Origin of the sequence: Novosphingobium sp. fls2-241-R2A-195 (assembly GCF_030209485.1) — a bacterium.
Classification (GTDB): domain Bacteria; phylum Pseudomonadota; class Alphaproteobacteria; order Sphingomonadales; family Sphingomonadaceae; genus Novosphingobium; species Novosphingobium resinovorum.
Genome location: NZ_JARVRY010000035.1, coordinates 66,160 through 88,008 on the forward strand (window position 1 = coordinate 66,160; position 21,849 = coordinate 88,008).

At 66.5% G+C, this 21,849-nt stretch carries 21 protein-coding genes and 2 tRNA genes; 14 read left to right on the forward strand and 9 right to left on the reverse strand.

What is annotated here, in order from left to right; genetic code table 11:
- Positions 1-57: 57 nt before the first annotated feature.
- Together aroB and QRN25_RS23965 are read right to left on the reverse strand one after the other, a co-directional pair.
- Positions 58-1,164 (reverse strand): 3-dehydroquinate synthase, encoded by a 1,107-nt coding sequence (gene aroB / locus QRN25_RS23960; protein ID WP_285021882.1) that lies wholly within the window; start codon positions 1,162-1,164, stop codon positions 58-60.
- Complete coding sequence (locus QRN25_RS23965; RefSeq protein ID WP_069707589.1) at positions 1,155-1,739, reverse strand: shikimate kinase; 585 nt, start codon at positions 1,737-1,739, stop codon at positions 1,155-1,157. The genes aroB and QRN25_RS23965 overlap by 10 nt, the downstream gene beginning before the upstream one ends.
- A gap of 57 nt (positions 1,740-1,796) precedes the next feature.
- On the opposite strand from QRN25_RS23965, the gene QRN25_RS23970 reads away from it, so the two are divergent.
- From QRN25_RS23970 to QRN25_RS23985, 4 genes are all read left to right on the forward strand, one after another.
- Positions 1,797-1,955: a hypothetical protein gene (locus tag QRN25_RS23970; protein ID WP_155986147.1), complete on the forward strand. Its 159-nt coding sequence runs from the start codon at positions 1,797-1,799 to the stop codon at positions 1,953-1,955.
- Positions 1,952-3,856, forward strand: a complete 1,905-nt coding sequence (locus QRN25_RS23975; protein ID WP_285021884.1) for a hypothetical protein — start codon at positions 1,952-1,954, stop codon at positions 3,854-3,856. The genes QRN25_RS23970 and QRN25_RS23975 overlap by 4 nt, the downstream gene beginning before the upstream one ends.
- A gap of 5 nt (positions 3,857-3,861) precedes the next feature.
- Positions 3,862-4,752 carry a tyrosine recombinase gene (locus tag QRN25_RS23980; protein ID WP_285021886.1) on the forward strand — a complete coding sequence of 297 codons (891 nt, stop codon included), beginning with the start codon at positions 3,862-3,864 and terminating at the stop codon, positions 4,750-4,752.
- 90 nt (positions 4,753-4,842) lie between these two features.
- Positions 4,843-6,348: a M48 family metalloprotease gene (locus tag QRN25_RS23985; protein WP_285021888.1), complete on the forward strand. Its 1,506-nt coding sequence runs from the start codon at positions 4,843-4,845 to the stop codon at positions 6,346-6,348.
- A gap of 105 nt (positions 6,349-6,453) precedes the next feature.
- Here QRN25_RS23985 and QRN25_RS23990 read toward each other — a convergent pair whose 3' ends face one another.
- Together QRN25_RS23990 and QRN25_RS23995 are read right to left on the reverse strand one after the other, a co-directional pair.
- Positions 6,454-6,627 (reverse strand): Flp family type IVb pilin, encoded by a 174-nt coding sequence (locus QRN25_RS23990; RefSeq protein ID WP_271181069.1) that lies wholly within the window; start codon positions 6,625-6,627, stop codon positions 6,454-6,456.
- Positions 6,628-6,748: 121 nt separating this feature from the next.
- Entirely contained in the window at positions 6,749-6,937 is a 189-nt protein-coding gene (locus QRN25_RS23995; protein ID WP_285021948.1) for a Flp family type IVb pilin, read from the reverse strand.
- A gap of 121 nt (positions 6,938-7,058) precedes the next feature.
- On the opposite strand from QRN25_RS23995, the gene QRN25_RS24000 reads away from it, so the two are divergent.
- The 3 genes from QRN25_RS24000 (at position 7,059) to QRN25_RS24010 (ending at position 7,761) form a co-directional block, all read left to right on the forward strand.
- Complete coding sequence (locus tag QRN25_RS24000) at positions 7,059-7,514, forward strand: (deoxy)nucleoside triphosphate pyrophosphohydrolase (RefSeq protein WP_083274565.1); 456 nt, start codon at positions 7,059-7,061, stop codon at positions 7,512-7,514.
- A gap of 44 nt (positions 7,515-7,558) precedes the next feature.
- Positions 7,559-7,635, forward strand: a tRNA-Arg gene (locus QRN25_RS24005).
- 49 nt (positions 7,636-7,684) lie between these two features.
- Positions 7,685-7,761 (forward strand) — tRNA-Arg (locus QRN25_RS24010).
- A gap of 83 nt (positions 7,762-7,844) precedes the next feature.
- On the opposite strand, the gene QRN25_RS24015 is transcribed toward QRN25_RS24010, so the two are convergent.
- Together QRN25_RS24015 and QRN25_RS24020 are read right to left on the reverse strand one after the other, a co-directional pair.
- Complete coding sequence (locus QRN25_RS24015) at positions 7,845-9,143, reverse strand: chloride channel protein (RefSeq protein ID WP_285021892.1); 1,299 nt, start codon at positions 9,141-9,143, stop codon at positions 7,845-7,847.
- Between the two features lie 195 nt (positions 9,144-9,338).
- Positions 9,339-9,965: a hypothetical protein gene (locus tag QRN25_RS24020; RefSeq protein ID WP_008829676.1), complete on the reverse strand. Its 627-nt coding sequence runs from the start codon at positions 9,963-9,965 to the stop codon at positions 9,339-9,341.
- A gap of 561 nt (positions 9,966-10,526) precedes the next feature.
- On the opposite strand from QRN25_RS24020, the gene QRN25_RS24025 reads away from it, so the two are divergent.
- From QRN25_RS24025 to QRN25_RS24040, 4 genes are all read left to right on the forward strand, one after another.
- Positions 10,527-12,083, forward strand: a complete 1,557-nt coding sequence (locus tag QRN25_RS24025) for a phospholipase D-like domain-containing protein (protein WP_285021895.1) — start codon at positions 10,527-10,529, stop codon at positions 12,081-12,083.
- Positions 12,058-12,678 carry a GTP cyclohydrolase I FolE gene (gene folE / locus QRN25_RS24030; protein WP_285021897.1) on the forward strand — a complete coding sequence of 207 codons (621 nt, stop codon included), beginning with the start codon at positions 12,058-12,060 and terminating at the stop codon, positions 12,676-12,678. Before QRN25_RS24025 ends, folE begins: the two co-directional genes overlap by 26 nt.
- A 16-nt stretch (positions 12,679-12,694) precedes the next feature.
- Complete coding sequence (locus tag QRN25_RS24035; RefSeq protein ID WP_285021898.1) at positions 12,695-13,156, forward strand: GFA family protein; 462 nt, start codon at positions 12,695-12,697, stop codon at positions 13,154-13,156.
- A gap of 220 nt (positions 13,157-13,376) precedes the next feature.
- Positions 13,377-14,834, forward strand: a complete 1,458-nt coding sequence (locus tag QRN25_RS24040; protein WP_285021899.1) for a hypothetical protein — start codon at positions 13,377-13,379, stop codon at positions 14,832-14,834.
- On the opposite strand, the gene QRN25_RS24045 is transcribed toward QRN25_RS24040, so the two are convergent.
- Both QRN25_RS24045 and QRN25_RS24050 read right to left on the reverse strand, forming a co-directional pair.
- A complete protein-coding gene (locus tag QRN25_RS24045; protein ID WP_285021900.1) occupies positions 14,797-15,477 on the reverse strand; it encodes an SDR family NAD(P)-dependent oxidoreductase in 681 nt (226 codons plus the stop codon). The genes QRN25_RS24040 and QRN25_RS24045 overlap by 38 nt on opposite strands.
- Before the next feature lie 148 nt (positions 15,478-15,625).
- The gene (locus QRN25_RS24050) at positions 15,626-16,105 is read right to left on the reverse strand and encodes a peroxiredoxin (RefSeq protein WP_069707599.1); all 480 of its coding nucleotides are present in this window, start codon (positions 16,103-16,105) and stop codon (positions 15,626-15,628) included.
- 320 nt (positions 16,106-16,425) lie between these two features.
- On the opposite strand from QRN25_RS24050, the gene QRN25_RS24055 reads away from it, so the two are divergent.
- A complete protein-coding gene (locus tag QRN25_RS24055) occupies positions 16,426-16,938 on the forward strand; it encodes an S-adenosyl-L-homocysteine hydrolase (protein ID WP_285021902.1) in 513 nt (170 codons plus the stop codon).
- A 254-nt stretch (positions 16,939-17,192) separates the two neighbouring features.
- Positions 17,193-18,602 (forward strand): adenosylhomocysteinase, encoded by a 1,410-nt coding sequence (gene ahcY, locus QRN25_RS24060; RefSeq protein WP_008829668.1) that lies wholly within the window; start codon positions 17,193-17,195, stop codon positions 18,600-18,602.
- Between the two features lie 101 nt (positions 18,603-18,703).
- Here ahcY and QRN25_RS24065 read toward each other — a convergent pair whose 3' ends face one another.
- On the reverse strand, positions 18,704-19,018 hold the full coding sequence (locus QRN25_RS24065) for a helix-turn-helix domain-containing protein (protein ID WP_285021903.1): 315 nt from the start codon (positions 19,016-19,018) through the stop codon (positions 18,704-18,706).
- Positions 19,019-19,487: 469 nt separating this feature from the next.
- On the opposite strand from QRN25_RS24065, the gene QRN25_RS24070 reads away from it, so the two are divergent.
- Positions 19,488-21,839, forward strand: a complete 2,352-nt coding sequence (locus QRN25_RS24070) for a PAS domain-containing sensor histidine kinase (protein WP_285021905.1) — start codon at positions 19,488-19,490, stop codon at positions 21,837-21,839.
- Positions 21,840-21,849: the final 10 nt, after the last annotated feature.

Below are 21,849 nucleotides of genomic sequence, written 5' to 3' on the forward strand. Positions count from 1 at the left end.
GGATTGCTTCGCTACGCTCGCAATGACGACGTTGAATCGACGGTGCTCAGGAGAGCGTCAGCGCGCCAGTTCCTCGTCGAGGAACACCGCCACGTCTTCCAGCGAGACCTGCTTGTCGAGGTAGGTCTGGCCGATGCCCTTCATCAGCAGGAAGGGCAGGGTGCCGGCGTCCATCTTCTTGTCGTGGAGCATGTGCTGCACGAGAGCGGCACCGTCGCAGTCCAGCCCAAGCGCCCTGAGGCTGGCAGGCAAGCCGATCTCGCCGATATGCTGCGCGACATGTTCGGCGCTTGCCTGCGGCATCAGCCCGCGCCTTGCCGAGTAGCGCGCCGCCAGCACCATGCCGAGCGCGACGCCCTCGCCGTGGAGCAGGCGGTCGCCGAAGCCGGTCTCGGCCTCCAGCGCGTGGCCGAAAGTGTGGCCGAGGTTGAGCAGGGCGCGGCGGCCGGTGGTCTCGAACTCGTCCTCGGCGACGATGCGCGCCTTGGCCGCGACCGAATGCGCCACCGCATATTCGCGAAGCGCGCTGTCGCCCGCCAGCATCGCGGCGGCATTGCCATCGCACCAGGCGAAGAAGTCGGCGTCGTCGATCAGCCCGTACTTCACGACTTCGGCATAGCCCGCGCGCAAGTCCCGCTCGGGCAGGGTTTCCAGCGCCGAGAGGTCGGCCAGCACCAGCGAGGGCTGGTGGAACGCGCCGACGAGGTTCTTGCCGGCGGGCGTGTTGATCGCGGTCTTGCCGCCGACACTCGAATCGACCTGTGCCAGCAGCGTGGTGGGCACCTGGATGAAGTGGCACCCGCGCTTCAGCACCGAGGCGCAGAAGCCGGTGAGGTCGCCGATCACGCCGCCGCCCAGCGCGATGATGTGATCGCCGCGCTCCACTTCGAGGCCGAGCAGCCAGTTCACCGTGGCCGAGAGTTCGTCCCACGACTTGGTCGCCTCGCCCGCAGGCAGGATGCGCCAGTGCGGTTCGTGGCCGTTGTCGCGGAGGGACTTTTCCACCACGTCGCCCCAGGCCGCGTGGACGTTGGCGTCGGTGACGATCGGCACGCCGCGCTTGCGCAGCTTGCCCCGGCAGTTGGGGGCGAGTTCCGCGAGCAGCCCGGCGCCGACGCGCACTTCGTAAGGGCGACCGGCGATATCGACGGGGATCACAGCCATTGGGAAATTCCCTGCAGTACCTTGTTGATCGTCTGGACGTGCGGGCCTGCGCTGCTCAGCACGTGGATGGGCGCCTGGCAATAATGCTGCGCCCGTTCCTCGCGCAGGCGGCCGAGAATTTCGCGCGGGTTGCCGCCGCGCAGCAGCGGGCGGTTCTCCTTTCGCGCAGTGCGCTCGACGAGGGTATCGACCTCGCTGTCGAGCCAGATCGTGATCGCCTTGTCGAGGATCAGCGCGCGGGTTTCGGCATTGACGAAGGCGCCGCCGCCGGTGGCGATGACGATGCGCTGCCGTCTGGTCTCGCTGTCCGTGATCAGGCGGGAAATCACCCGGCGTTCGCCATCGCGGAAATAGTCCTCGCCATAAGCGTCGAAGATTTCCGGGATGCTCATCTGCGCGGAGCGTTCGATCTCGTCGTCGGCATCGACGAAGGGGCAATCGAGCAGGTTCGCAAGCCGCTTGCCGACACTGGACTTGCCCACGCCCATCATACCGACAAGCACGATGGGCCGGTCGATACGGCGGGCGAGCGCTGCAATTTCCTGCGCGGAAAACCGGGTTTGTTGAACGTCCATTGCCCGATCGCCTATAGTTGCGCTAGGTCGCAGCGCAAGCATGGTGAAGGAAGCCGAGTGAACATCGTAAAGCGCAGGCGCCGTATAGCGTCGGCCGTTGCCATTCTCCTGCCGATTGCCGTGGTCGGCCTTGGTATTGCCGCATGGAATGACGCTGGCGTGCAGCCGGTGACGCAGCAGACCGTCTCGATCCCGCTGCCGGAACTGTCGAAATGAGAGCGGTGCACCTGCTCGCGGGAGGCGCGCTGGCGCTGACCTCGGTGTGGGCGGTGGCGCAGGACAGCCCCGAATCGCTGCTGCCCAAGATGTTCGACGAGCCCGCGCCCGCGCGCTCGGCCACCCCGCGTCCGCAGGCGCCGCGTACCCAGGCGCCTAAGCCACAGAACTCATCCGCGCCGAGTGCTGCGGCGTCGAGCGCTCCGCGTCCCGCCGCGACCTCGACCTCGACCTCGACCCCGGTGGTGCAGGCGATCCCGACCGGTACGCCGGGCGCAACGCCCACGGTGATCGCGCAGGACGACGGCACCTTGCGTCGTATCCCGAGCCTCGAGGAACTCGAGAAAATGTCGCCCGAGGATTTCGAGGCGCTGCTCGGGGCCAAGGTGGTGATCGATATGCCGCCCGCCGCGCGGCGCTCCGCCGACGAGGCGGGGATGCTCGGTGCCGACGAAGGGGGCCTGCCGCTGGCCTCGCTCGCCGGGCAGAACGGCAGCCTGATCCGCGTCGCGCTGGAGGGCAACCGGGGGCAACTGGTCTCCCGCTGGGGGCATATCCTGCTGCGCCGCGCGCTGGCCTCGCGCCTCAATCCGCCGAGCGGTATGAGCGCGGCCGACTTCATGGCGATGCGCGTCGGCCTGCTGCTGCGCATGGGCGAGACCGATGCGGCGCGCGTGGTGCTGCAGGATCTCGACATTGCCGATTACACCCCGGCGTTCGGGCAGGTGGCGTTCGACGTCTATGCCCGCAATGCCGACTTCACCGGCATGTGCCCGGTGATGGCGACGCAGGGCTCGCTGCGTGACGATGCCGCGTGGAATACCTCGCGCACCATCTGCGAGGCGTTTCGTGGCAACAGCACAGCGGCGATCTCGAAGCTGGAGCGCGACCGGGTTCGCGGCAAGATGGACCAGATCGACCTGCTGCTCGCGCAGAAGTACGCAGGCGCGGCCGGCAAGGCGCGGCGTGCGGTGACGATCGAGTGGGACAAGGTCACGACGATGACGCCGTGGCGCTATGGCCTCGCGATCGGAACCGGGCTGGAACCGCCCGCCGCGCTGATGGCCACGGCCGGGCCGTCCTACGATTATGCGACGGCGCTGGCGCCGATGGTCAGCCTTGGCCGCCGGGCGGCGGCGGCGGATCGTGCCGCGGCGGCGGGCGTACTGTCCAACGCGGCGATGGTGGACCTCTATTCGCAGATCTTCGCCGATCCCGACGTCACCGGCGAGTGGCAGGACCGCGCGGAATCGCTGCGGGATGCTTATGTCCAGCAGGACCCCGCCGCGCGGCTGGCGGCGATGCAGGCGCTGTGGAACGTGACCGGGTCGGCGCTTTATGCGCGGCAGGTGCTGACGGCTGCCGCCGCCGCGCGCATGGCGCCCAGCGCCGACATGGCCGACAGCGCGTCCTCGCTGATCGCCTCGATGCTGGCGGCGGGATACGACGCCAATGCGCTGCGCTGGTCGAGCGTGGTCGAGGCCGGATCGCGGGCATGGGGCATGCTGATTCTTGCTGCTCCGGGCCGCGTGGCGACGGTCGGCAGTTCGACGCTCAACAGTTATGTCGATGACGACGACAGCACGCAGAAGCGCCGCTCGGCCTTCCTTGCCGCCGGTCTTGCCGGGCTGGAGCGCGTCGATCGCGCCGACGCCGAGCGCGTGACCCGCGACGCGGGGATGGACATGGCTGGAAGCACGCGCTGGACTCAGGCGATCGACCATGCCGCCAGTCGCGGCGACGAAGCCAGTGTCGCGCTGCTCGCGGCCTTCGGCATGCAGGGCGACAACTGGCAGCGCATGACGCCGCGCCACCTCTATCACATCGTCTCGGCGCTTCGGTCGGTGGGGCTCGACGCCGAAGCGCGGATGATCGCCGCCGAGGCGGTCGCGCGGGTCTGAGGCCGATGAGCGGGGGCGCAGACGACCTCGCCGAGCGGTTCCTGGCGATGCTGGCGGCAGAGCGCGGCGCGGCCGCGAATACGCTCGCTGCCTATCGCCGCGACCTCGAAGCCGCGCGCGAGGTGCTGGGCGATGTTGCCAATGCCACGCCCGAGGCATTGGAGGGGCTCGGAGGCGCGTGGAGCGGACTGGCGGCGTCCAGCCTCGCCCGGCGGTGTTCGGCGCTGCGGCAGTTCTACGGCTTCCTGATCGACGAGGGGCTGCGCAAGGACGATCCTTCCGGCGCGCTGCCGAAGGGGCGCGTGCGTCGTCCGCTGCCGCGCCTGCTCAGCCATGACGAGGTGGAGCGGTTTCTGGCGCAGGCGGACGAGGAGGCGGTGTCCGAGCGGTCCGACGCCGTGCGGCTGCTGGCGCTGCTCGAACTGCTCTACGGGTCCGGCCTGCGCGCGACCGAACTGGTGTCGCTCCCCGTCACGGCGGTGCCGAGGGATGCGCCGTTCCTTCACATCACCGGCAAGGGCGGGCAGCAGCGCATGGTGCCGGTGAGCACCCGCTCCCGCGCGGTGCTGTCGCGCTGGCTGGCGTTGCGGAAGGGTACCTCGCGGTTCCTCTTTCCGTCGAGCGGGGCGAGCGGGCACCTGACGCGGGTGCGGCTGTTCCAGTTGCTGCGCGCGCTGGCGGGCAGGGCGGGCCTCGATCCGGAGCGCGTCTCGCCGCACGTGCTGCGCCATGCCTTCGCGACTCACCTGCTGGAAGGCGGCGCGGATTTGCGCGTGCTGCAGATGCTGCTCGGCCATGCCGACATCGCGACGACGCAGATCTATACGCATGTGGACAGCGCGCGGCTGGTGGAACTGGTGAACTCGCGCCATCCGCTCGCGAAGGGGCAGATGTAAAGGCGCAAGGGAACAAGCCCGCCGTGCGACTCGTTGCGCGAAGGGCAAGAATCGCGGGTGGCGGCCTGCAGAATGGAGGAAGGGAGCGACATGGTATCCAACGTGAAGCGCGTGGTTCGGGCCGGAGTTCGGGGAGGCGCGGTCGTCTCGGCGCTGGGGCTGCTGGTGGTCTCGGCGGGGCCGGCGCGGCTGGAGGCGCAGGCGTCGAAGGCGCCGCAAGTCTATGCGATCAGTGCTGCCGACAAGTCGCAAGGCGCGAAGGCCCATCCCGAATTGCTGGCCGAATTCGGCGGCGGCCTGACCGGTCCGCAGGCCAGCTACGTCGAGCAGGTCGGCAAGCGAATCGCGGTGCAGTCCGGCCTGTCGAACGCGACGGGGGATTTCACCGTCACCCTGCTCAATTCGCCGGTGAACAACGCTTTCGCGATTCCCGGCGGTTATATCTACGTGACGCGCCAGCTGACCGCGCTGATGAACAACGAGGCGGAGATGGCGGGCGTGCTCGGCCACGAGGTCGGCCACGTCGCCGCGCGGCACTCGGCGCAGCGGCAGAAGGCGGCGCAGCGCAACCAGATCCTTGGCGTGCTGGGATCGGTGCTGGCGGGCGCGGTGCTGGGCGACAACGCTTTCGGGCAATTCGGGCAGAAGCTGTTTTCGCAAGGTTCGCAGCTGCTTACGTTGAAGTTCTCGCGCTCGCAGGAGCTGCAGGCGGACCAGCTGGGCATTACCTACCTCAAGCGTGCGGGCTACGATCCGCGCGCGATGTCGAGCGTGCTGGAAAGCCTTGCGCGGCAGAACGCGCTGGAGGCGCAACTGCGCGGGAGCACGAATCAGACGCCGGAATGGGCCTCGACTCACCCCGATCCCGCCTCGCGCGTGCGCTCCGCACTGACATATGCGGGGCAGGGCAGCGCCGGCACCACGAATCGCGACACTTTCCTCACGCGAATCGACGGGCTGGTCTATGGCGACGACCCCAAGCAGGGCGTCGTGGACGGCCGAAAGTTCACGCATCCAACACTGCGATTCGCCTTCGAGGCCCCTGACGGCTTCTTCATGGTCAACGGAACGCAGGCGGTGACGATCAGCGGATCGTCGGGGAAGGCACAATTTTCCGGCGGGAAGCTGAGCGGCAGCCTCGATTCGTACATCACCAGCGTCTTCGCCGGGCTGACCGAATCGAATCAGGCGCGAATCACTCCCGCCAGCATCGAAAAAACCACGGTGAATGGCATCCCCGCCGCTTACGGAGTCGCGCGGGTGCAGCAGCAGAGCGGGGCGGTGGACGTCGTCGTCTTCGCCTACGACTTCGGCAACGGGCAGGCCTATCACTTCCTGACGCTGGCGCAGGCGGGCGGGGCGGAAGTGTTCACGCCGATGTTCCGCTCGATCCGTCGGATCTCGGCGACCGATGCGGGCAGCGTGAAGCCGCGATTGCTGCGTGTCGTGACTGTAAGGCAGGGCGACACCGTGCGGTCGCTGGCGGCGAAGATGGCCTATACCGACGCGGCGGTGGACCGTTTCCTGGTGCTCAACGGGATGGATGCGAACACGGCGCTGACGCCGGGGCAGAAGGTGAAGATCGTAACCTACTGATATCGGGGCTTTATGGTTTCGGCGGGCCACAAAGCGAAAGGGGCGGCAGGTTTCCCTGCCGCCCCCGAAACTTTAATCTGTAAGTACAGATAAAGTATTCACCTATTAGGCAACGCCCTTCGACATAGCCGACGAGGTCTTCGAGAAGGTCGAAACGAGCTGCGAGCCCATGCCCTGCATGGCGGCGATGGCGGCAACTGCGATGAGGGCGGCGATTAGGCCGTATTCGATGGCGGTTGCGCCCTTTTCGTTGCGGCGCAGCTTGGCGAGAAACTTCATGGTGGTCTCCTGATAAAGCAGTCTAGTGTACCCGGTCCGCCTCGCTTCAGTCTCTCTTCTGCGCCTTGGACAATCTCTTTTTAGCCTGCAATCGTTGATAAACGCTTAAGGCTGTTTCACCCTAGTTTTTGGACATCGCAGCCGACGACTTGGCGGCTACGTTGTTCCACATAGATACGGTCTCGCTGGCCACGCCCTGCAGCGTGGCGAAGATGGCCAGCACGATGAAGGCGAGGATCATGCCGTATTCGACCGTGGACGCACCGTCCCGGTTTTCGATGATCGTCTTGAGAAAGCGATGAAGGCGCATGGTCACCGTGCTAGTTCGCGCGAGGGACGTCTGATCCCATGGCAGCGTTAATTAGGCATTAAGGCAGGAGGCACAGCTGGAAAGTCCACCGACACCTTTACTCGTCGTCGCAGGCGCACTCGTGCGTCCCGATGACGGCGGGCGCGACGACGGGCGTTCCGGCACAGTGCTTATGCAGCAGCGCGATTTCATCGGAGTGCATGGCGGCCTATGGGAATTTCCCGGAGGCAAGCTGGAGCCGGGTGAGAGCCCGGAGGGCGCCCTTGTACGCGAACTCGAAGAGGAACTGGGCGTAATCGTAGCGCCGGGCGATCTGGAGGCGGTGGGCTTCGCCAGCGGCCGCACCGCTACGGTCGAGGAAGGCGGGAAGGGGCCGTCGCGCCCGCTCGTGATTCTTCTCTATATTTGCACCCGCTGGCAGGGCGAGCCGCGCGCCATCGAGGCCGCCGACGTGGCATGGGTCGCGCCCGGCGCGATCTCGGGACTGCGGATGCCGCCGCTCGATTACCCGCTGGCCGAGGCGCTCGAACGGCATCTGGGGGCTGTGGAAAACAATATGCAAAAAAGCGGAACATAGGCGTTGACCGATGCCGATTCCCCCCCTAGAGGCAGCCCTCCAAGGCGCCCGTAGCTCAGCTGGATAGAGCATCAGACTACGAATCTGAGGGTCGGACGTTCGAATCGTTCCGGGCGCACCACTCTTCCTTCCGGGGGTGATGTGGTCCTTGTTTGGGTTGAAAATGGTAGGCGCCCGTAGCTCAGCTGGATAGAGCATCAGACTACGAATCTGAGGGTCGGACGTTCGAATCGTTCCGGGCGCACCACCATCCAAAAACGAAAAACCCTGCCCTCACCGGCGGGGTTTTTCGTTTTGCGCCTTCGCTCCGCTTGCAATGGCGAAGGAAGGTCAGCCCTTCGCCAGAAACCCGCGCGACAGGCCGTGGTAGAGCTTTTCGCGGCACACCAGCGTGCTGGCGGTATCGGCGATGATCGCTGTCAGGAACAGCGGCAGGATCATCCCGCGGCTTGCGGTGGTTTCCATCAGGATGATCACGGCGGTTAGCGGCGCACGCACGACGCCGACGAAGTAGCCGGTCATGCCGAGCAGGACGACGGCGGGCATGGGATCGCCTGAGAAGACGTAGGACAGCAGTTCGCCGAAGCCCGCGCCCACGGACAGCGATGGCGCGAAGATGCCGCCCGGCGCGCCGGAGATCGCCGTCGCGGCGGTGGCGACGAACTTGGCCGGGCCGAACCAGGGGGAGGCGCTCTGCTGGCCGTCGATCATCAGGCGGGTGGTCTCGTAGCCGGTGCCCCACGTAGAGCCGCCGGTGACGACGCCGAGCACCGCGACGATCAGCCCGCAGACCAGCGCCGTCGTCACCGGCCGCGAACGCATTGCCGCGAGAAGGGGATGTTCGCCGCGCGCACAGGCCAGCAGCAGGCGCGAGAACAGCCCGCCGAGGATGCCGCCCAAGATCCCCGCGACCGGCGCGATCATCACGACCGAGCCGACTTCCAGCGTCTGTCGCATCGCTCCGAAGTAGACGTAGTCCCCGGCGATCCCGAGGCTGACGAGACCCGAGACGACGACCGCGCCCATCACCAGCACCGCGACACGCTGCTCGAAGGCGGCGGCGAGTTCCTCGATGGCGAAGGCGACACCTGCTAGCGGCGTGTTGAAGGCGGCCGCGACCCCGGCTGCACCGCCCGCGATGAGCACGCCCGCCGTCATCGGCACGCGTAGCACGCGGTGGCAGGCAACCATGATCGCGGCACTGACCTGTACTGTCGGCCCCTCGCGCCCGACCGAACCTCCGGCCAGCAGCATCGTAACCGTCAGCAGCAGCTTGGTGATGGCGGTGCGCATCTGCAGCAGCGGCGATCTTGCGAGTTCGAGGTTCTCGCCCGCCGCCATGACCTGCGGAATGCCCGAGCCGCGCGCGGCGGGCGCCCAGCGCCGGGTGATGAAGACGACGGCGGCGAAGATCGCGGGCGTCATGACGAGCGGGGCGTAAGGGTGGACGGCGGTGAAGGCGCGGAACACTTTCTGCGCGGTGTCACCCGCCCACGCGAAGGCGATGGCGATCAGGCCCAGCAGCACTGCGCCGCCGATCGTCGCGGCCCTGCGGCGGGCGAGGTCGAGCGAGGCGTCGATGCCCGGGACGGCCTTGAAAAAGGCCGTGAAGCGTTCCGAGAGGGTCAATGCGGATCCCAAGATGGTCTGGCGGCGCGCTTGTTGCGCGTCTGGACGGGCTCGCGCCTCTATTGGGGCAACGGGTGCGCGAATCGCAAGACCTTTTTGACCCGGATAAATAGAGAGGGCCGGAAGCGACCTCGATCGCTTCCGGCCCTCGGCCACTTTTCCGGTCACCCTGCCAAGGCAGGATGAGGCAGAGGCTTACTGGCCTTCGGGCGTGGTCGCCGCAGCCGCACCGCCTGCGGTCGCGGCGGCGTCCGCGCCCGGCTGGCCGCCGGCGGCCGACTGGGTCGCCTTGGCGAAGTCGGCAGCGCTCATGCCCAGAGCCAGCGAACCGTCGGCACCGAGGCCGAGGTAGGACTTCTTGAGCTGCGCGGCCGAACCGCCGCTGAGGGCCACGGTGACGTTGTCACCTTCGACCTTGCTGACGGTGCCGAGTACGACGCCGTCGCTGCTCTTGATCGGCGCGTCGGCGACGATCGCGGCATCCTTGGCGGCGGTGTTCTCGGCCTTGGCGCCGTTTACGGCCGATTCCAGCTCGGCCTTGGTCATGCCGATGGTGAGGCCCTTGTCGCGCGTCACGAAGGCGTTCTTGGGAAGACCGGCGCGGGCAGTGCCGGTGGAGACGGTGACGATGTCGCCCTGGACGGCCTCGACAGTGCCGACTTCAGCGCCTGCGGCGTCGAAGACCTTGGCGCCGGTGGTCGGGTTGGCCGTTGCGGTCGCCGACGCGGCGGGAGCGGCAGCCGGTGCAGCGGCCTGAGCCATCACGGCAGCAGGAGCGAGGGCGGCCGCAGCGATGGCGGCGGTGATGAGGGTTTTCTTCATGGCGTACTCCTTGTTTGCGGGACCCGTGGGAGGACGAGCCCGGAACAAGCCCCCCTGAAGGGGCGAGAAATGCGGCCCGGCGAACCCGGGCTGGGGTTACCCCGTCCGACTTTCGCCGGCCCCGCCGTGGCGAAACTTCGCACACGGCAGACGGGGTGAGGGACAGGTATAGTCAGGCAAATCCATCGCAGGGTGAACGGTTGCGTGTACAAGGGGCGAGTCGAGCCATTCCCGCGATGAGCCGGTCAACCCTTGTGGAAAACTGCGGATTCCGGCCGTTCTCGCCATCGGGTGATGTACGAGTGGTTGTTGGGATGACCACCACGCGGTCACGAATGGCCAAATCCTCGGGTTGGCGCAAACCGGGCGGCAACCACTTCCGACGCGAGCGGCGGAGCGAAATCTGGTCCTTGCCGCCCGCGCCCGCAAAGGTTGCTGCGACGAATGCCGGGAGGGATCGGGCGAACGCCTCCTTCGTGTGCACAAGTTGACATTCGAGGGGAACTTTCGCGGCCTTCGGTGCTTGAACCGGCCGTGGTGGAAGCTCCGGCAGGATGGATTATGGAAGACCAGAACGACGAAGGCGTGGCGCCCTCGGTATGGCGCTATGCCAAGGCTTCGCGCGCCTATGTCGTGATCGACGCGGCGGACTATTTCGAGGTCATCCGCGAAACGATGGAGAAAGCCCGCCAGCGCATCTTCATGATCGGGTGGGACTTCGATTCCCGTATCCTGCTGACGTCCGGGCGGCGCTGGTGGCAGCGCGGCCGCAAGCGCAAGTTCCCGGCAAGGCTCGGCTCGTTCATGCTCTGGGTGGTGAAGCGCAACCCGGAGCTGGAGATCAGGCTGCTCAAGTGGAATGTCGCCATGCTGAAGTACCTGTTCCGGGGTACGATGCTGTTCGACGTGGTGCGCTGGGCAAAGCATCCGCGCATCGACTTCAAGTTCGATTCCGCCCATCCGGTCGGGTGCAGCCATCACCAGAAAATCGTCGTGATCGACGACAAGGTCGCGGCCTGCGGCGGCATCGACATGACCTCCGACCGCTGGGACACGCCCGACCACCTGCCCCACGACCCGCGCCGCAAGCGGCCGACCGGGCGGCTCTACGGTCCCTGGCACGACGTGACGATGATGATGGAGGGCGACGTCGCCGCGACGCTCGGCGAACTGGGTCGCGAGCGCTGGAAGGTCGCCGGCGGCGAAGACCTCGCGCCCTGCCGTCCGCAGGAAGAGACGCCTTGGCCGGAGGGGCTGACGGCCGAGTTCGAGAACGTCGAGATCGGCATTGCCCGCACCCGCGCGGAGTACAACGATTGCCCGCAGGTCAGCGAGATCGAGAAGCTCTTCGTCGAGCAGATCGCCCGCGTGAAGCGCTTCATGTATGCCGAGACGCAGTACTTCGCCTCGCGCGCGATCGCCGAAGCCATCTGCAAGCGGCTTTCGGAGGACAACCCGCCCGAGTTCTTCATCGTCAACCCGGTTACCGCCGACGGCTGGCTGGAGCAGCAGGCGATGGACACCGCCCGCGTCGAACTGGTCGAGACGCTGCAGGCGGTGGACACCCAAGGACGTTTCCGCATCTTCACCCCCTCCAACGCCGAGGGCGAGCCGATCTACGTCCACGCCAAGCTGACGATCATCGACGACGAGGTGCTGCGGGTCGGGTCGGCGAACATGAACAACCGCTCGATGGGCCTCGACAGCGAGTGCGACGTGTTCATCGACCTTGCCCGGCCCGCCAATGCCCACGTCGATCCCGCGACGATCACCGAATTGCGCCTGCGCCTGCTGGCCGAGCATTGCGGTATCGCGGAAGGCGAAGTGGCCGCCGGAATCGAGCGGCACGGCTCGATGGCGGCGATGGTGGACGCGCTCAATCGCGACGGACCCAAGGCCGGAAAGAAATATCTCGAACCCTTGCCCTTGAAGAACTTGTCGGAAGCTGAAAGAGCACTCGGCCAAAGCGGGGTGCTCGATCCGGAACGCCCCGGCGAAATGTTCGAGCCCATCGCGCGACGCGGGTTGTTCCGGGGCAAGGGACACCTGATGCGTGTGCGCCTGATGAAGAAATTGAGAAGGAGCAAGTCGGATGAGCAGCCAGGTAAGTCCCGCTGAGGATAGCCCGCGCCATGACCCCTTGCGCAAGCCGGATGTGCCCGACAACGTTCAGGACGCAATCCGCACGCTGATCGAGTGGGCCGGCGACGATCCGACGCGCGAGGGCCTGGTCGACACCCCCAAGCGTGTCGCGCGCGCCTGGCTGGAATACTGCCAGGGCTATCAGGAAGACCCGGCGGTCCACCTGTCGCGCATCTTCGAGGAAGTGGGCGGCTACGACGAGGTCGTGCTGCTGAAGGACATTCCCTTCCAGTCGCACTGCGAGCACCACATGGCGCCGATCATCGGCAAGGCCGCGATCGCCTACCTGCCGCGCAACCACGTCGTCGGCATCTCCAAGCTGGCGCGTGTGCTGCACGGCTTCGCGCGACGCCTGCAGATTCAGGAGCGCCTGACCGCCGAAGTCGCCCAGTGCATCTGGGAACACCTGAAGCCGCAGGGCGTCGCCGTGGTGATCGAGGCGAACCACGCCTGCATGACCGCGCGCGGCGTGCGCACGCCGGGCGTCGGCATGATCACCAGCCGCATGATGGGCACTTTCCTGGAGGACGAACGTTCCCGCAAGGAAGTGCTCAGCCTGATGGGCTACTGAATATCGGAGAGGCGTCATGGGTCATGCGCAGGTACTCGAGGGCGGTTGTCGCTGCTCGCGCCTGCGCTTTCGCCTGACGGCGCCTCCGCTGATCGAGGGGCTGTGCCACTGCACCGGGTGCCAGCGAATGACCGCCAGCGCCTTCTCCACCACGATCTCGGTGCCGGTGCAGGGCTTCGAGGTCGTCACCGGCGAGACCGAGATCGGCGGCATCCACGGCGACGAGGCGCATCACCATCACTGCGTCTGGTGCAAGTCCTGGGTCTTCACCCGCGTCGATCCGTCGATGGGCTTCGTCAATGTGCGCGCCACGCTGCTCGACGATCGTTCGGTGTTCACCCCTTACATCGAGATGCAGGTGGCGGAGAAGCTACGCTGGGTGGAAACGAAAGTGGAGCGTCGCTACGACCGCTTTCCGGAGCTGGAGGAATATCCGCAACTGATCGCCGACTATGCCGCGTGGCGGGCAGGGCGGTGATCCTGCCCGACCGACTGGGCACCCGCACCACCTTTCGTCATTGCGAGCGCAGCGAAGCAATCCAGGGCAGTCTTGAGTCGCCCTGGGTTGCTTCGCTACGCTCGCAATGACGATGGAGGGGGAAAGACCTGCTTCCCTGAAAGATTGCGCTTGAACGCCGCCGCGCCTGCGGCCAGAGCCGCTGCCATCCGGTGAGGGCAGGCCGGAGGCGGACAGGCAGATGATCGAGCATAATAACGGGGCATTTCAGGCAACACCGGCGCGCGTGCGCCTGCTGCTGGCGCTCGTCCCCGCGGTGACGTTGCTGGTCCTGCTGCTGCGGCCGGTGTGGGACGTCGATATCTTCTGGCAGCTCAAGCTGGGCGAACTGATCGTCGATCGCGGCGGCCCGGTGCCGACCGAGCCTTTCGCCGCGCTCCACGCCGGAGAGCCGCTGCCCGCCGTCGCATGGGCCGGGCAGGCGGTCATGGCGACGGTGCGGCGGATCGGCGGCTGGGACCTGCTGCGCGTGTTCGACGCCTTGTGCTGGCTGGGCGGCTTCTGGGCCGTCGCCGCCGCGTGCCGCTGGAAGGGCGCGGGCCTGCAGGCGGTCACGGTCGCGCTGGCGCTGGTCTTCGTCGCGGCGCTGCCGACCGCAAGCGTGCGCCCGCAGAGCTTTGCCTGCCTGTGCTTCGGGCTGCTGCTCGCGCTGCAGCGGCTGGACTTGCGGCCGCTGCCGATGGTGGCGCTGGGCCTGCCGGTGCTGATTGCGTGGCAGAACCTGCATCCCTCGGTGAGTGTCGCGGTGGCGGCGCTGAACCTTGCCGCCGGGGCCGGATGGTATCGCTGGACAACCGGCCGCGCCGCTGCTCGTCCATGGGGGCTGAGCGCCCTCGGCGTGCTTTCGGTGGCGGCGATGTTCGCCACGCCCGACGGCGCCTCCATACTCGCGACCTCGGCCGCCAACGCGCAGGCGAGCATAGCCATCGGCGCGAGCGAGTGGTTTCCGATCTGGACACCCGCCAACTACGCCAATGCCCTGCCGGTGCTGGTGGTGACCGTGCTGACGCTCTGGCTGATCGTGCGTCGGGGCGGGTGCGTCGATCTGGCGGAAATCGCCGTCGTCATCGGCCTTTCGGTGATGACGCTGACGGCCTATCGCTTCGTGCTGTTCTGGGCGGTGGCGATGGTGCCGGTGATCGCCCGCGCTGCCGGAAAGGAGGGCGCGAAACCCGCCCGTTCGGAATGGCTGACGGTGCTGGCTCCGATCGCGCTCGTCGCGGTGGTCACGCCGCTGCTCGCCCCGACCCGCTTCGCGCCGACCCTGCCGCTGAAAGCGGTGGAGCACTTGCGCAAATTCGGAGTGCGCGGGACGGTCTACGGCGATTTCCCGTTCGGCGGCGTCATCATCGACACCGGCTACCCGGACTGGAAGGTCGCCTACGACGGCCGCTACTACCGCTACGCGCGCGAGGAATGGCAGTACAACGGCGGGATCGAGAACGGTATCGTCCCGCTCGTCGACGTCGTGCGCAAGTGGAACCCGCCCGCCTTCGTGCTCGACGAGGACCACAACGCGCCGCTGGTCGAGGCGCTCGCCCGCAGCCGCGCATGGCAGCGGATCTATGCAGGCGAAGGCATCGTCGTCTACGTGCCGCGCATCATCCGCCGCGCGTCACCGGGATCAGCGCCCCGCTGATCGCCCGCGCCTCTGCCGAGGCGAGGAACACGATCACGTCGGCGATGGCCGAGGGCTGCACCCATGTCGCAAAGTCCGCGTCCGGCATGTCGGCGCGGTTGGTGGGCGTGTCGATGGTGCTCGGCAGGATCGCGTTGACGGTGACGGCGGTGCCGGAAAGCTCTTCGGACAGCGCCTCGGTCAGCCGGTGGACACCCGATTTCGACGCGGTGTAGGCGCCCATACCCGCTGCCGCCTTCCCCGCCGCGCCCGCGCCGATGTTGACGATCCGGCCCGCTGCCGACGCCTTGAGTGCGGGCAGGGCGAGCTTGGTGATCGTTGCGCCGGTCAGCAGGTTCATCGCCTGCATCTTCACCCAGACATCGATCGAGCCGTCCTCCAGCGTTTCCCAGGTGAAGCCGCCCGCGACGTTGACCAGCACGTCCACCCCGCCATGCGCCGCCGCGACCTTATCGAGCGCGCCCTGCGTGGAGGCCGCGTCGGTCAGGTCCACCCCGCCGATGTCGAGCGCGCCGTCCAGCGGCTCATGCGCGGTCTTCGCGAAGTCCACGCGGGCGACCTTGTCTCCCGCCGCAGCGAAGGCCTGCGCGACTGCCTGCCCCAGAACCCCGAAACCACCAGTGACGATAACCGAGCGCGCCATGATCTAACCCCTGAGATGAATTGTTCGCACAAGTGCTACCCGCGCACCCCGCCAAGGCCAAGGTGAGAGGCCATTCCACCGCCCCGCCGATACGAAAAGGGCGCCCCTCCGCATGGAAGGGCGCCCTTTTGCCGAATATGCCTCAGGCTCAGAGTTGGCCGAGCATGTGCTCCGCCGAGCTGACCTCGAACGAGCCGGGCGCCTCGACGTTGAGCTGCTCGACGACGCCGTCGTTGACGACCATCGAGTAGCGCTGGCTGCGCGTGCCCATGCCGAAGCCCGAACCGTCCATGGTCAGGTCCACGGCCTTGGCGAAGTCGGCGTTGCCGTCAGCCAGCAGGGTCACGTCCGATGCCTCTGCGGCCTTGCCCCAGGCGCCCATCACGAAGGCGTCGTTGACCGAGGTGCAGACGATCTCGTCGATGCCCTTGGCCTTGAACTCTTCCGCCTTGTCGACGAAGCCGGGCAGGTGCTTGGCCGAGCAGGTCGGGGTGAACGCGCCGGGAACCGCGAAGAACGCGACCTTCTTGCCCGCGAAGTATTCGGAGGACTGCACCGGCTCGGGGCCGCTTTCGCCGACCTTGATGAGCTTTACGTCGGGCAGCGTGTCGCCAACGGAGATGGCCATGGCATTCGTCCTTTCATGACAGCAAAACGGCTTTGCCGCGGAGATATAGGCTGCGTGCCCGGATGGGCAACGCCGCGCCTGCGGGAATTTCGATTCGCGCCGTGATTCGGGCGCCGAGCAAGGCGTGTCGCGGCGGCGTCCGGGGATACGTTCACTCATGCTCTAAAAAGGCGTCCGATGTGGTCATTCGTGATCGTTCGAACGGCCATTTTGCGGAGTTTTTCATCGTGAAAATGCGTTAACCGTGGTTCTTCAGATCGCGGTATGCAATCGATGACATTCCCATCCGGTCAGGCGATTTGCCTGCGGGGAACAGGGCAATGATCAGGATCGGAATCAAGCGGCCGTGGCTGGCCGTGACAATCGCGTGCGGGCTCGGTGCGGCAACACCGGCACTCGCGCAATCGGCAGTACCGGAGATGCCTCATACCGTCGCCGCACCGCCTACCGCTCGCCCGAGCGAGGCGCAGAAGCTGCGCCGCATGGACATCATGCTGATGGTGACCGGCCTGCGCTGCCGCACCACGGCGGACGACTTCATGGAGGACTACGGCAAGTTCACCAGCAGCCACATGTCCGAACTCAACGAGGCGAATGCCCAGCTACGCGCCGAACTCGGCGTTGCCGCCGACGCCTCGGGCGGTCCGCTCGACCGCATGAGCGTGGTCATGGCCAACGAGTACGGCGGCGGCCATCCCTGGCTGTCGTGCCACCAGCTACGCTCGATCACGCAGGGGCTGGCCACGGTGCAGGGCCGCGCAACTTTGGTGGAAGTCGCGGGGCAGCTCTTGGAGCGCCAGCCGCCTATCCTCATGGCGTTGGCCATGCGCTGACATCAAATCAAACTACACTTCGTCATTGCGAGCGTAGCGAAGCAATCCACGGATGGCCCACGGCGCTGGATTGCTTCGCTACGCTCGCAATGACGATCCGAGACAAAGGTATCGTGCGGCAGACATAACATATAAAGCTATCTTTATATTTGCCTCGCTGATGCGGAGCGGGTAGGGACGCGGCAGTACCGGCGCCGCTCGCGGGGGTTCTTCCGCGCGCGGCGTCGGCGTGACGCAATCTTCAGGAGTCCCACGTGGCCACCACCCCCGACTACGCCATCACCGACATCGGCCTCGCCGACTTCGGCCGCACCGAAATCGCCATCGCCGAGACCGAAATGCCGGGCCTGATGGCGCTGCGCGAGGAATTCGGCGCGTCGCAGCCGCTTAAGGGCGCGCGCATCACCGGTTCGCTGCACATGACGATCCAGACCGCCGTGCTGATCGAGACTCTGGTGGCTCTCGGTGCGGAAGTGCGCTGGGCCACCTGCAACATCTTCTCGACGCAGGACCACGCCGCCGCCGCCATCGCCGCCGCCGGTATCCCGGTCTACGCGATCAAGGGTGAATCGCTCGCCGATTACTGGGACTACGTCGGCAAGATCTTCGACTGGTCGAGCGAGGGCAATCCCGACCTCACCGCCAACCTGATCCTCGACGACGGCGGCGACGCCACCATGTTCGCGCTCTGGGGCGCGCGCGTCGAAGCGGGCGAGACGCTGTTCGAGCCGAGCAATGCCGAGGAAATCGAGTTCGTCCGCGCGCTGAACGCCTTCCTCAAGGCCAAGCCGGGCTACCTGACCGCTTCGGTCAAGGCGATCCAGGGCGTTTCGGAAGAGACCACCACCGGCGTTCACCGCCTCTACCACCTCGCCAAGGACGGCAAGCTGCCGTTCCCCGCGATCAACGTGAACGATAGCGTCACCAAGTCGAAGTTCGACAACCTCTACGGTTGCCGTGAATCGCTGGTCGACGCGATCCGCCGCGCCACCGACGTGATGCTGGCCGGCAAGGTCGCCTGCGTCGCCGGCTTCGGCGATGTCGGCAAGGGCTCGGCCGCTTCGCTGCGCAACGGCGGCGCGCGCGTCCTCGTCACCGAGATCGACCCGATCTGCGCGCTGCAGGCCGCGATGGAGGGCTACGAGGTCGTCACCATGGAAGACGCGGTTTCGCGCGCCGACATCTTCGTGACCGCCACCGGCAACGAAGCCGTCATCACCGGCGAGCACATGGCCGCGATGAAGGACAAGGCGATCGTCTCGAACATCGGCCACTTCGACAGCGAGATCCAGATCTCGGCGCTCGACAACTACGAGTGGAAGGAAGTGAAGCCGGGCACCGACCTCGTGACCTTCCCGGACGGCAAGCAGATCATCGTGCTCGCCAAGGGCCGCCTGGTGAACCTGGGCTGCGCTACCGGCCACCCCAGCTTCGTGATGTCGGCCAGCTTCACCAACCAGACGCTGGCGCAGATCGAACTGTTCACCAAGAACGACGCCTACAAGAACGACGTCTACGTGCTGCCCAAGCACCTCGACGAGAAGGTCGCCGCGCTGCACCTCGAAAAGCTGGGCGTGAAGCTCACCAAGCTGTCGAAGAAGCAGGCCGACTACATCGGCGTGCCGGAAGCCGGTCCGTTCAAGCCGGACCACTACCGCTACTGATCACCGTTTGATGTCAATGCAGAAGGGGCGTCTCTTTAAAGGAGGCGCCCTTTTTGCGTTTCCGCAGTCATTCGAGGTGCAAAAGCCTAAATAATGGCTGATCAATTCTTACATATGAATACGGTGAACGGTCCGATGTCATCAAGGCGGACGAGTGACATCGCGCGGGGTAAACAATCTCCCGGCAAACGTTCGGATTGATCCACCTGGCGGTGCGCCAACGCGAAATCGCGCGCGGCCTCCTGCCGATTGTTCTTTCCCATACGCACAATGGCTTCTCGCAGGTGATTATCCACCGTCGATGGCGAAAGATCGAGTTGCCGGGCGATCTCCTTTGAGGTCATCCCCTGATTTACCAGGGCCAGGCACTGGCTTTGCCGGCGTGTCAGGCCGTTGTAGCCGCGGTTGTTCGTCATTACCCATGGGGTTCCCTTATGATTTTGGGAACATTGGAAATTTTTATCCGTGAGACACAGTGAAGATTTATTAACTGTTCCATCAAAATGAAAATTATCTTTTGATGATATAGTCTTATTTTGATTGCCTAGTTATTTTGGCTATTCGTTTGGGCAGCCGCAGGCTTCGACGCCGCGCCGTGCTTTCTCCATATTGCCCGTGGCGATCGGCGGATTGGCCATAGCTCCGGAGGGGTAGGAAAGGCGGGGGCGTCTTCCTGACCTGCTATCCGTGGGAATCCACTTTCCCACCCGCCCTAACCTGTCGCCGATAATTTTCGTGAATGTCACGCATGATGGACGGAGGGGCTTATGACCGCGTCGTAAACAAGAGGGCGTGAACGTCCATCCGTCGGCCACCCCGCGTATCTACCGCTTTCGCGCCATCCCCCATTGTCAGGGCCATCCGCGCGCATCATAGCCTAGCGCGATGGAATTCTCGCGTTTCCTGCCTCTCCTGATCGGCCTGCTGCTCGGCGCCTGGACGATTGCCGCCGCCTGGGCGGTGCTGTCCGCGCGTTCGCGCCAAAACCGCGCCGAGGCGCAGTTGCGCTCCGCCCGCCGCCTCGGCCGCATGGTCGAGGAATCGCCCGCGCTCCCGTTGCTGGTGCGCACGGACGGCCGGATCGAGGCTTCCCCGCGCCTCGCCCAATGGCTCGGGCTGGACGAAGTGCCGCAGTTCCTCTCCGAACTGGATGGAAATGATCGCGGCCTGCCCGCCGAGAAACTCGCCGAACTGACCGAGGCCGTTCGCCGCTGCCAGAAGACCGCCGCGCCTTTCCGCATGGCGGTGACCCCGCACGGCTCCAGCCGCAGCCTCGCCCTGCGCGGGCACCTGTCCGACCCGCAGGTCTCGCCCGGCGGCGCCGCGCTGGTCTGGGTCTTCGACTTTTCCGACAGCGAGACCGAACTCGTCCGCTTGCGTGACGAAGCCGCCCGTGCGCGCGGCGACTTCCACGCGCTCGTCTCGCTGATCGAGGCCGCGCCGATGCCGATGTGGTTCCGCCGCCCGGATGGCGAACTGCAACTGGTCAACCATGCCTACGTCGCCGCCGTGGGCGCCAAGAACGCCGACGACGTGGTCGTCAAGGGCATCGAACTGATCGAATCGGTCGATGGCCTCGCCCCGGGACAAGTCGCCCGGAAGGCGGCGGAAAAGGGCATCCCGATCGAGCGTATCGTCTCGACTACCATCGACGGCCAGCGCCGCGCCCTGCGCGTCAGCGACCTGCCGCTGGGGGACGACGGCGTCGCGGGCTACGCGGTGGACATCGAGGATCTGGAGGAGATGTCGCGCTCCTTCCGCGCCTTCCGCGAGGCGCAGCGGGCCCTGCTCGACCAGCTTTCCGCGGGCGTGGCGCAGTTCGACGCCAAGCGGCGGCTCGCTTTCGCCAACCAGCCGTTCCAGCGCCTGTTCAAGCTCGACGGGCGTATCCTCGTCGATCCGCCCGCCTTCGAGCGCCTGCTCGATGCCGCGCGCGATGCGGGCCGCGTGCCTGAGGCGCGCGACTTCCCGGCATGGCGGCGCGAGAAGGCGGGCTGGTTTTCGGCAGGCTCCACGCAGGAGGAAAGCTGGACGCTGGCGGACGGCACGCACTTGCGCATCGTCGCCCAGCCGGTGCCTGACGGCGGGCTGCTGCTGATCGTCGAGGACCGCACCGAACAGCTGCGGCTCTCGGCCGTGCGCGACACCCTGCTGCGTACCCGCACCGCCACGTTCGACAGCCTGTTCGAATCGGTCGCGGTGTTCGCGCCCGATGGCCGCATGCAGATCTGGAACCGCCGTTTCGCGGCCGACTGGGGGCTGGAGAGCGAGTTCCTCGACACGCATCCGCATGTGGAGGCGCTGCTCAAGAAGATCGCCTCGCGCCTCAAGCGCCCGGTCGAGGCGGAAACCGTAGGCAACGTCGTGCGCGCCGCTACGCTCGACCGCGCGCAGACGGGCGGGCGCATCGGCCTCGCCGACGGGCGCGTGCTGGAATATGCGGGCGTGCCGCTGCCGGACGGCAATGGCCTCCTCGCCGTGCTCGACATCACCGATTCGATGAAGGCCGAACAGGCCCTGCGCGAAAGCAATGCCGCGCTGATCGAGGCGGATGCGATCAAGACCCGGTTCCTCGCCAACATGAGCAAGGAACTGCGCACGCCGCTGACCTCGATCGGCGGTTTCGCCGAAATGCTGGACCTCGGCATCGGCGGCGATCTCAACGATTCCGGGCGCGATTACGTCGGCTCGATCATCGAGGCGTCGCAGCAACTGGGCGATCACATCGACAGCCTGCTCGACCTTTCGCAGAGCGAGGCGGGCCTGCTGCCGCTCAAGTTCGAGGAAATCGACCCGATGCCCTTCGTGCGCTCGGTGGTCGAGGAACGGGCAGGGCGGCTGCAGAAGGCGGGCCTCACGCTCGACCTGCAGGCCAAGGGCCTGCTGCGTCCACTGGTGGCCGACCGGCGAAGGCTGGCGCGGGCGCTGGGGCACATCGTCGACAACGCCATCGCCGCCTCGACGCGCGGCGGGCGCATTCTCGTGCAGCTTTCGCGCCGGAAAGCCGGAGAGGGGGATGCGATCCAGATCCTCGTGCAGGACAAGGGAGCCGGAATGGACAGCCGCACGCTCGCCCGCGCGCTCGATGGGATGAAGGTCAGCGCCGACGGCAAGGTGGAGAGCCGCGACGGCCTCGGCCTGCCGCTCGCCCGCCAGCTGGTGGAGGCGCACGGTGGCAGCCTGCGGCTCGAATCGGAGCCGGGCAAGGGCACCAGCGCGCTGATCGAACTGCCATGAGAGGAACATT